General features: G+C 71.9%; 9 protein-coding genes and 1 pseudogene. 6 read left to right on the top strand and 4 right to left on the bottom strand.

The features are described from left to right. Nucleotides 1–1,057 (bottom strand): aspartate aminotransferase family protein (locus IEZ00_RS22365; protein ID WP_229795983.1); only part of this gene is annotated, 1,057 nt, incomplete at its 3' end. A gap of 103 nt (nucleotides 1,058–1,160) precedes the next feature. Between IEZ00_RS22365 and IEZ00_RS22360 the strand changes: the two genes are divergently transcribed. Further along, nucleotides 1,161–2,771, top strand: a complete 1,611-nt coding sequence (locus tag IEZ00_RS22360; RefSeq protein WP_189225259.1) for a PucR family transcriptional regulator — start codon at nucleotides 1,161–1,163, stop codon at nucleotides 2,769–2,771. Here the strand turns inward: IEZ00_RS22360 and IEZ00_RS22355 are convergent. Beyond that, the gene (locus IEZ00_RS22355) at nucleotides 2,768–3,277 is read right to left on the bottom strand and encodes a hypothetical protein (RefSeq protein WP_189225258.1); all 510 of its coding nucleotides are present in this window, start codon (nucleotides 3,275–3,277) and stop codon (nucleotides 2,768–2,770) included. The genes IEZ00_RS22360 and IEZ00_RS22355 overlap by 4 nt on opposite strands. Nucleotides 3,278–3,592: 315 nt before the next feature. On the opposite strand from IEZ00_RS22355, the pseudogene IEZ00_RS22350 reads away from it, so the two are divergent. The 5 genes and pseudogenes from IEZ00_RS22350 to IEZ00_RS22330 all read left to right on the top strand — a co-directional run bounded on the left by IEZ00_RS22350 (nucleotide 3,593) and on the right by IEZ00_RS22330 (nucleotide 8,758). Further along, nucleotides 3,593–5,141: pseudogene (locus IEZ00_RS22350) on the top strand (NCS1 family nucleobase:cation symporter-1). 10 nt (nucleotides 5,142–5,151) lie between these two features. Then, nucleotides 5,152–5,934, top strand: a complete 783-nt coding sequence (locus IEZ00_RS22345; RefSeq protein WP_244991183.1) for a nitrilase-related carbon-nitrogen hydrolase — start codon at nucleotides 5,152–5,154, stop codon at nucleotides 5,932–5,934. Continuing rightward, a complete protein-coding gene (gene hydA / locus IEZ00_RS22340) occupies nucleotides 5,931–7,316 on the top strand; it encodes a dihydropyrimidinase (protein WP_189225255.1) in 1,386 nt (461 codons plus the stop codon). Before IEZ00_RS22345 ends, hydA begins: the two co-directional genes overlap by 4 nt. A gap of 10 nt (nucleotides 7,317–7,326) precedes the next feature. Beyond that, entirely contained in the window at nucleotides 7,327–8,319 is a 993-nt protein-coding gene (locus IEZ00_RS22335; RefSeq protein ID WP_189225254.1) for a TIGR03842 family LLM class F420-dependent oxidoreductase, read from the top strand. A 64-nt stretch (nucleotides 8,320–8,383) separates the two neighbouring features. Then, entirely contained in the window at nucleotides 8,384–8,758 is a 375-nt protein-coding gene (locus IEZ00_RS22330; protein WP_189225253.1) for a PH domain-containing protein, read from the top strand. 69 nt (nucleotides 8,759–8,827) lie between these two features. Here the strand turns inward: IEZ00_RS22330 and IEZ00_RS38015 are convergent, their stop codons facing one another. Together IEZ00_RS38015 and IEZ00_RS38375 are read right to left on the bottom strand one after the other, a co-directional pair. Further along, complete coding sequence (locus tag IEZ00_RS38015) at nucleotides 8,828–8,980, bottom strand: hypothetical protein (protein ID WP_189225331.1); 153 nt, start codon at nucleotides 8,978–8,980, stop codon at nucleotides 8,828–8,830. Between the two features lie 152 nt (nucleotides 8,981–9,132). Continuing rightward, complete coding sequence (locus IEZ00_RS38375) at nucleotides 9,133–9,552, bottom strand: NUDIX hydrolase (RefSeq protein ID WP_506347071.1); 420 nt, start codon at nucleotides 9,550–9,552, stop codon at nucleotides 9,133–9,135. Nucleotides 9,553–9,695 lie beyond the last annotated feature (143 nt).

Raw genomic sequence — 9,695 nt, 5'->3', positions numbered from 1 at the left:
CGTCGCCCACCACGGGGTGCCGCTCGGCGATGCCGCGCAGGCCCGCGAGCAGCCGCGCGCCCAGCTTGGCCGCGTTGGCCTGCAGGTCGTGCGCCAGCAGGTACTCCAGCGTGGCCAGCGCGCCGGTGGTGGCCAGCGGGTTGCCGCCGAAGGTGGACAGCGAGTTCGCGGTCAGGCAGTCCATCAGCTCGCCGCGCGCCACCACGCCGCCGATGGCCAGGCCGTTGCCCAGGCCCTTGGCGAAGGTCATCGCGTCCGGGGTCACGCCGTGCGCCTGGATGCCCCAGAAGTGCTCGCCGGTGCGCCCCCAGCCGGTCTGCACCTCGTCGGAGACGAACAGGACGCCGTACTCGTCCAGGACTTCCTTGAAGGCGGCGAACAGGCCGTCGGGTGGCGCGGTGAACCCGCCCACGCCCTGGATCGGCTCGGCGATCAGGCACGCCACCTCGCCCGCCGTCGTGGTCTCGATCACCTCGCGCAGGTCGGCCACGCACGCCTTGACGTAGTCGGCGTCGGAGAGGTCCTTGAAAGGGCTGCGGAAGCGGTAGCCGCCGTGCACCCAGCTGACCTTGACCGGGCTGAGCGAGCTGGCCGACCAGCCGCGGTTGCCGGTGATCGCCACGGTGGCGAAGGCGCGGCCGTGGTAGGAGTTGCGCAGCGCCAGCACCTGGTCGCTGCGGCGGAACCGGGTGGCGAGCATGAGCGCGGTCTCGTTGGCCTCGGTGCCGGAGTTGGTGAAGAACACCTTGGCGTCGGGGATGCCGGACAGCGCGGCCACCTTCTCGGCCAGCTCCACCTGGGCGCGGATGAGGTAGAGCGTGGAGCTGTGCAGCACGCCGGTGGCCAGCTGGGCGCGGATCGCCTCGCTGATCTCGGCCACGTCGTAGCCGATCGCGTTGGTCAGGATGCCCGCGAAGAAGTCCAGGTAGGTGCGGCCTTCGCGATCGGTGACCCGCCGCCCGCTGGCGCTGGCCAGCTCGATGGGCCGGTCGTAGTACAGGGCCATCCAGCGGGGCATCACCGCGCGGTGCCGGGCCAGCAGCTCCTCGTGCGACATGGCGTCCTCCTCGGGCTCCCTGCCGTGGAGTGTCGTCGGAGCGGGCACCGGCCGCCATGCACAACCTGTGCCCCTTTGCCCCGCGCGGCATTACGTTGTGTCCATGTACCCGACGGTCGCCGAAGCGCTGGTCCTGCCGGTGCTGCGCCGTGCCCGGCCGAGGGTCGTCGCGGGTGCCGCGGGCATGGGCCGCCGGGTGCGCTGGGTGCACGCGGCGGAGGTCGCCGACATCGCCCACCTGCTGCGCGGCGGGGAGCTGGTGCTCACCACCGGCATCGCGCTGCCCGACGACGAGGCGGGGCTCACCCGCTACGTCGACGACCTGGCCTCGGTCGGCGCGGCGGGCCTGGTGGTGGAGCTGGTGCGGCGCTGGCCCGACGACCTGCCCGGCGCGCTGGCGGCCGCCGCCGAGCGGCACGGGCTGCCGCTGGTCGCCCTGGCTCGGGAGACCCGGTTCGTCGCGGTCACCGAGGCGGTGGTGTCGCTGATCGTCGACGCCCAGCTGGTCGAGCTGCGCGCGGCGGAACAGGTGCACGAGACGTTCACCGCGCTGACCGTGGCGGGCGCGGAACCCGCCGAGGTGCTGCGGGAGGTCGCCCGGACCTCCGGGCTGCCGGTGGTGCTGGAGACGCTGGGCCACGAGGTGCTGGCCTACGACGCGGCCGGGCAGGACCCCACCGCGCTGCTGGCGGACTGGGGGCAGCGCTCGCGGGCGGTCTCGGTGGCCGAGCGCACCGCCTACCACGAGGAGTCCGGCTGGCTGGTGACCGTGGTCGGCGCGCGCGGCGCGGACTGGGGGCGGCTGGTGCTGCTCACCCCGGAGCCGCCCGCGCACCGGCAGGTCGTGGTCGCCGAGCGCGCGGCCTCCGCGCTGGCCGTGCACCGGCTGGTGGCGCGCGACCGGGAGTCGCTGGAGCGGCAGACGCACCGCACGCTGCTGACCCAGCTGCTCGGCCAGCCACCACCCGACCTGCCCGCGCGGGCGGCGGCTCTGGGCGTGCCGCTGGAGCGGCGGCAGCTGGTCGGCGTGGCGGTCCGACCGGGCAGCGCGGTGTCCCCGGCGCAGGCCCTGGCCACCCAGGAGGTGCTGCGGGACCTGGCCGAGGCCACCGCGCTGGCGACCCGGCGGGCGACGGTGCCCGCGCTGGTCGGCGTGGTCGACGACACCAGCGTCCGGGCCCTGCTGTCGGTGCCCCCGCAGACCGGGCTGGAGGGCGTGCTGCGGCGGCTCGCCCGCGAGATCCACCGCACCGCGGCGGGGACGCAGCACGCCCTCCCGGTCGTCGTCGCCGTCGGCACGACCGTCACGGCCGTGCCGGAGGTGCGGCGCAGCCTCGGCGAAGCCGCCCACATCGCGGGAGCGGCCCTGCGCTCACCCGGTACGCGGTTGTACCACCGGCTCGACGACGTGCGGCTGCGAGGCCTGATGCACCTGCTGCGGGAGGATGAGCGGGTGCGGGCGTTCGCCGACCGCGAGCTCGGCCCGCTGGTGGCCCGCGACGCGGACCACGGCAGCAGGCTGGTCGAACTCCTGCGGTGCTACTGCGAGCACGGGGGCAACAAGTCTGCGGCGGCTGCCGCGGCCCACCTCTCGCGCACCGCGTACTACCAGCAGCTGGCCCGCATCGAGCAGGTGCTCGGGGTGTCCTTGGAGGACCCGGAGTCCGTGCTCTCGCTGTACGTGGCGCTGCTGGTGCGGGAACTGGACGCCTAGCCCAGCAGGGGCAGCCCGACCGGCAGCTGACCGAGGCCGCCGGTCACGCCACCGAGGCCGCCGGTCGCGCCGGTGAGCTGGTCGGTGGGCAGCTGCTGGGTCAGCCCGCCCAGGCCCAGCCCACCCAGGCCGAGGCCGCCCAGCCCCTGCCCGCCCAGCAGCGGCAGCTGCTGGGTCAGCCCGGTCACCGGGGCCATGTCGGCGGCCCGGTCCAGTTCCGGCGCGGTCTCGGACAGCACCGAGGTGGAGGTCTCGGTCAGGTCGCGCTCCATCGGCGCGGCCTGCGGGGTGATGGGGGTCGCGGGCAGCTTCACGGTCTTGCCGCTGATGACCTCGTCCGCCTTGAGGTCGGCGACCGACACCTCGGGGGCGTCGCCGATCTTGGGCGTGATGCTGTCGACCTGCGGCGCCTCGGTGGCCGAAGCGGAGCCTGCGAGCAGCGGGGAGACGCCGACGGCGAGCATGGCGGCGGCGCGGAAGAGTCCGCGCGGGCGAAGTGCAGACACGGTGTTCCTCGAAACGAGTCGGGGGTCTGGCAATGGACCTTTGACCTATCGACATCCCGAGCCCGTCTCCACACCCGCTCGATCGAGTGACTGACGCTCCGTGCAGGCATTACACCTTCGAGGGAAGCCGAAAGTGGCGGCGTGGTTCACCCCTGGTTTTCCCGACGGGGTGTACAGAGTGTCCGCCGAGCACGTCAAGCGCGGACACATCGACGCTGCCCGGACCGCGCGGCGGGAGCTGAGGATGCCGAGGTGGACCTCGCGCCGGACCGCTGCCGCGGACGGTGTTTCACCAGCGTAACAGGGGAGTGACCGATGGCCCTCGACCCCGTGGCGCAGGCCGCGCCGGACGCGGCAGGCCGGGTGGAGCTGCGCGACCACACCCCGATCGCGGACAGCCCCCACTACAACCCCGAGCTGGCGCCGGTTCCGCTGGAGCAGCGCACCTGGACCACCTACAACTTCTTCGCGCTGTGGATGGGCATGGCCCACAACATCCCCAGCTACACGCTGGCCGCGTCGCTGGTCGCGCTGGGCATGGACTGGGTGCAGGCGTTCCTGACCATCACCCTGGGCAACCTGATCGTGCTGGTGCCGATGCTGCTCAACAGCCACGCGGGCACCAAGTACGGCATCCCCTTCCCCGTCTTCGCCCGCGCCTTCTACGGCGTGCGCGGGGCGAACCTGGTGGCGCTGCTGCGGGCGTTCGTCGCCTGCGCCTGGTTCGGCATCCAGACCTGGGTCGGCGGCAAGGCGCTGCACGTGATCGTGGGCAGGCTCGCGGGCGAGGGCTGGACCGGCGCCCCCGCGGTGCTCGGCCAGGTGTGGACGCTGTGGCTGTGCTTCCTGGGCTTCTGGGTGGTGCAGATGCTGGTGATCTGGCGCGGCATGGAGGCCATCCGGCGGTTCGAGAACTGGACCGCCCCGCTGGTGTCGGTGGGCTTCCTGGTGCTGCTGGCCTACGTGGCGGTCCAGGCGGGCGGGTTCGGTCCGATCCTGTCCGAGCCGTCGCGCCTTGGCTGGGGCGCGGAGTTCTGGCGGGTGTTCTTCCCCGCGCTGATGGGCATGATCGCGTTCTGGTCCACGCTGTCGCTGAACATGCCCGACTTCACCCGGTTCGGCGGCAGCCAGCGCAAGCAGGCGGTCGGCCAGGTGCTCGGCCTGCCGACCACCATGTCGTTCATCGCGATCGTGGCGATACTGACCACCTCGGGCGCGGTGGCGCTCTACGGCGAAGCCATCTGGGACCCGGCGGAGCTGGCCAGCCGCTTCGACAGCACCGCGGTGGTGCTGGTCGCGCTGGTGGCGCTGGTGCTGGCGACCATCTCGGCCAACCTGGCGGCCAACGTGGTCAGCCCGTCCTACGACTTCTCCAACGCCTTCCCGCGCCGGATCACCTTCGCGCTGGGCGGGCTGATCACCGGCGTGATCGGCGTGCTGATCCAGCCGTGGCGGCTGATCTCCGACCCCGGCATCTACATCTTCGCCTGGCTGGGCTTCTACGGCGGCCTGCTGGCGTCCGTGGCCGGGGTGTTCATCGCGGGCTACTGGCTGCTGGCGCGCACCGAGCTGGCGCTGGTCGACCTGTACCTGGCGGGGCGGGGCGCGTACTGGTTCCGGGCGGGCTGGAACTGGCGCGCGGTGCTGGCCACCGCGGTCGGCTCGCTGCTGGCCGTCGGCGGCGCGTACGGCGGCCCGTTCCCGGCGGACGGGCTGATCCCGTTCCTCAAACCGCTCTACGACTACAACTGGGTCGTCGGCCTGGTCGGCGGCCTGCTCGTCCACCTGGCGCTGGCGCCGCGGAAGGAGCACTCGTGAGCAACGTCGTCCGGGCAGGTCTGGTCCAGCAGAAGTGGACCGGTGACAAGGATTCCATGATCGCGGGCGCCGTCGAGGCGATCCGGTCCGCCGCGTCGCGGGGCGCGCAGGTGGTGTGCCTGCAGGAGCTGTTCTACGGCCCGTACTTCTGCCAGGTGCAGGACGCGGACTACTACTCCTACACCGAGGGCATCCCCGACGGGCCGACCACGCAGCTGATGTGCCGGGTCGCCGAGCAGAACGGCGTGGTGCTGGTCGTGCCGATGTACGAGCAGGAGCAGCCCGGTGTCTACTTCAACACCGCCGCGGTGATCGACGCCGACGGCACGTACCTGGGCAAGCACCGCAAGAACCACATCCCGCAGGTGAAGGGGTTCTGGGAGAAGTTCTACTTCAAGCCGGGCAACCTGGGCTACCCGGTGTTCGACACCGCGGTGGGCCGCATCGGCGTCTACATCTGCTACGAGCGGCACTTCCCGGAGGGCTGGCGGGCGCTGGGGCTGGCGGGCGCGCGGATCGTGTTCAACCCGTCGGCGACCAGCCGCGGCCTGTCGGAGTACCTGTGGCGGCTGGAGCAGCCCGCCGCCGCGGTGGCCAACGAGTACTTCGTCGGCACCATCAACCGCGTGGGCGTGGAACCGCTGGGGGACAACGACTTCTACGGGCAGTCCTACTTCGTCGACCCGCGCGGCCAGCTGATCGGGGACGCGGCGTCGGACACCGAGGAGGAGGTCGTGGTGCGCGACCTGGACATGGACCAGCTGGCCGCGGTCCGCGACCTGTGGGCGTTCTACCGGGACCGCAGGCCCGACAGCTACGAATCGCTGGTGCGGCCGTGAGCACCTTGATCAGGGGCGGGACGGTGGTCAACGCCACCGGCGCGGTGGCCGCCGACGTGCTGGTGGAGGGCGAGAAGATCGCCGCGCTGCTGACGCCGGGCTTCGCGATCGCCGCGGACCGGGTGGTCGACGCCGCGGGCAAGTACGTGATCCCCGGCGGCATCGACGCGCACACCCACATGGAGATGCCCTTCGGCGGCACGTTCTCCGCCGACACCTTCGCCTCCGGCACCACCGCGGCGGCCTGGGGCGGCACCACCACGATCATCGACTTCGCGGTGCAGGCCAAGGGCACCTCCCTGATGTCCACACTGGACAAGTGGCACACCAAGGCGGACGGCAACTGCGCGGTGGACTACGGGTTCCACATGATCGTCTCCGATGTCAACGACACGTCGTTGAAGGAGATGGAGTCGTGCGCGGACGCGGGCGTGAACTCGTTCAAGATGTTCATGGCCTACCCCGGCGTCTTCTACGCCACCGACGGGGAGATCCTGCGGGCGATGCAGAAGGCCCGTGAGATCGGCGGCACGGTCATGATGCACGCGGAGAACGGCATCGCGATCGACCAGCTCGTCGCGCAGGCGCTGGCGCGGGGCCGCACCGCGCCGGTCGAGCACGGGCTGACCCGCCCCCCGGAGCTGGAGGGCGAGGCGACCTCGCGGGCGATCACCCTGGCCGCGGTCACCGGCGCGCCGCTCTACGTCGTGCACCTGTCCGCCGCGCAGGCGTTGGACGCGGTGGCGCGGGCGCGCGACACCGGGCAGAACGTGTTCGCCGAGACCTGCCCGCAGTACCTGTACCTGTCGCTGGAGGACCTGGCCAAGCCGGACTTCGAGGGCGCGAAGTACGTGGCCTCTCCCCCGCTGCGCCCTCGGGAGCACCAGGCCGAGCTGTGGCGCGGCCTGCGCACCAACGACCTGTCGGTGGTCTCCACCGACCACTGCCCGTTCTGCTTCAAGGACCAGAAGGAGCTGGGGCGCGGGAACTTCGCCAAGATCCCCAACGGCATACCCGGCGTCGAGCACCGGGTGGACCTGCTGCACCAGGGCGTGGTGCGGGGTGAGATCAGCCTGGAGCGCTGGGTGGAGATCAGCTCCACCACGCCCGCGCGGATGTTCGGCCTGCACCCGCGCAAGGGCGTGATCGCGCCGGGGGCGGACGCCGACGTCGTGGTGTACGACCCGCGCGCCCGGCAGACCATCTCCGCGGCCACCCACCACATGGCGGTGGACTACTCGGCGTACGAGGGCATGGAGCTGACCGGCAAGGTCGACACGGTGCTCTCGCGCGGCCGGGTGGTGGTGGACGCCGAGGGGTTCCACGGCCGGATCGGGCACGGCAGGTTCCTGACCCGCGAGCTGAACCAGTACCTGGTCTAGGGAGGCGTCGGTGGACTTCGGTGTCGTGCTCCAGACCGACCCGCCCGCGCGGGAGGTGGTGGCGGGGCTGAAAGCGGCGGAGGACTGCGGTTTCCGCTACGGCTGGACCTTCGACTCGTGCGTGCTGTGGCAGGAGCCGTTCGTCATCTACTCGCAGGTGCTGGCGGCCACCCGCGAGCTGGTCGTCGGCCCGATGGTGACCAATCCCGGCACCCGCGACTGGTCGGTCACCGCCTCGCTGTTCGCCACGCTCAACGACATGTTCGGCAACCGCACGGTGTGCGGCATCGGGCGGGGCGACTCGGCGCGCCGGGTGATCGGGCAGCGGCCCGCCTCGCTGGCGACGCTGGGCCGGGCCATGACCGTCATCAAGGAGCTGGCCGAGGGCCGGGAGGTCGAGCACCACGGCACGCCCGTGCGCATCCCCTGGGTGCGCGACGGGAAGCTGGAGGTGTGGATGGCCGCCTACGGGCCCAGGGCGCTGAAGCTGGTGGGCGAGCAGGCCGACGGGTTCATCCTGCAGACCGCCGACCCCGACATCGCGCGGTGGACCATCGGATCGGTGCGCGAGGCGGCCAAGGCGGCCGGGCGCGACCCGTCGTCGATCACGATGTGCGTGGCCGCGCCCGCGTACGTGGGCCCGGACCTGGCCCACCAGCGCGAGCAGCTGCGCTGGTTCGGCGGCATGGTGGGCAACCACGTGGCCGACCTCGTGGCGCGGTACGGGGATTCCGGCGCGGTGCCCGCGGCGCTGACCGACTACATCAAGGACCGGGAGGGCTACGACTACTCCCACCACGGTCGGGCGGGCAACCGGTCCACCGACTTCGTGCCCGACTCCATCGTGGACCGCTTCTGCCTGCTCGGCCCCGTCTCGGCGCACGTGGACCGGTTGCAGGAGCTGCGGGAGGTCGGAGTGGACAACTTCGCGCTCTACCTGATGCACGACGACAAGGACAAGACGCTGGTCTCGTACGGTGACGACGTGATCGGGCGCGTGTGACCAGGTGCGGCGGGACGGAATGTGGGGCCGCCCCGCCGCACCTCCTACCAGTAGGATCGAACACGTGATCGACTTCGAGAAGACCTCCGTCTTCAAGCTCGCGCCGTGCCGTCCGGAGGACATCGGCCCGCAGGTGGCGCCCATCCTCATCCAGGGCGAGCAGATCGTGGCGTGCTTCAAAACCGTCCGCGACTTCGTGGTGTTCACCGACAAGCGGGTCATCGCGGTGAACGTGCAGGGCATGACCGGCCGCAAGCGCGACTTCACCTCGCTGCCCTATAGCCGCGTCCAGGCGTTCTCGGTGGAAACCGCGGGCACCTTCGACATGGACGCCGAGCTGGACCTGTGGTTCAGCGGCCTGGGCAAGGTGCGGCTGGAGTTCAAGGGGCACGCCGACGTCCGGCTGCTCAGCCAGGTGATCGCGACCTTCGTGCTCTGAGCCCATAGCCGCCGTCTGTGGCACGCGCCGCAAATCCGTCTTCGCTCCCCGCCGGGACCGCGCATGATGTTAGATCACGCAATTCGGTTCGCACGGCATCGGCGCGGCGGGCATCCCGCTGGGCGACGCGTCGGAGGCGGTGCCGCCGGGGCGCGTCGGCAGGCCCGAGGACATCGCCGAGGTGGTGGCGTTCCTGGTGTCCGACCGGGTGATCTGGATCACCGGCCGGACGTTCACCTCGGACGGACGGCGGCCAGTTCCCGGTAGGCCGCCCCACCGCTCAGTTCGAGGTGCTCGAACGCTCAGTTCGGGGTGCCGGAACGCGCGACTCGCGGGGCAGGCTCGTGGCCCCCTGGTCGGTCCCGGCACCGGGATCAACGCACCGAGCGGGTCGTGCCGTCCCACTCGCCGCCCAGCACCGAGGGCAGCAGCTCGGCGAGCTGGACCGGGTAGACCGTCTCCCCGGTGGCCGCCAGCTCGTCCGCCGACCACCAGCGGTGGCGCACGACGGTCCGCCGCTCCAGCGCGTTGAAGCCGGAGGTGTCGACCGCCCCTGAGGCGGCGCGGGCCACGAAGAACCACTCCTGCGCGGCGTAGCCGAGGCCGTCGAAGGTGAACACGGCCTGGCGCTTCCACACGGGGCCGACCAGGTCCTGCGGCGCGAGCCGCAGCCCGGTCTCCTCGAACACCTCGCGCACCGCCGCCGCGCGCAGGTCCTCCCCCGGCTCCACACCGCCGCCCGCGGTGAACCAGAACAGCTCGTCGGGGCGCACCGGGTCGAAGCCCTGGAACATCAGCACGCGGTCGCGCGCGTCGAGCAGCACGACGCGCGCGGAGACGCGGCGGGCCACCCCCGGCACCTCGTCCACGTCGGTCACCGGTTCGGCGATCTCGAAGTACTCGGGGCGGGCCGCCGTGCCCGCCAGCCGCAGCCAGC

Origin of the sequence: Saccharothrix coeruleofusca, assembly GCF_014648515.1 — a bacterium.
Lineage (GTDB): Bacteria > Actinomycetota > Actinomycetes > Mycobacteriales > Pseudonocardiaceae > Actinosynnema > Actinosynnema coeruleofuscum.
The sequence above is the reverse complement of the archived record's forward strand: the minus strand, read 5'-3'. Positions and strand labels throughout refer to the sequence as shown.

What these genes read in the sequence shown, in the direction of transcription:
- IEZ00_RS22345 (WP_244991183.1), top strand. Translation starts at nt 5,152, where the DNA reads ATGATCGCGGGCGCCGTCGAGGCGATCCGGTCCGCCGCGTCGCGGGGC.
- IEZ00_RS38375 (WP_506347071.1), bottom strand. Translation starts at nt 9,552, where the DNA reads ATGTTCCAGGGCTTCGACCCGGTGCGCCCCGACGAGCTGTTCTGGTTC.
- IEZ00_RS22360 (WP_189225259.1), top strand. Translation starts at nt 1,161, where the DNA reads ATGTACCCGACGGTCGCCGAAGCGCTGGTCCTGCCGGTGCTGCGCCGT.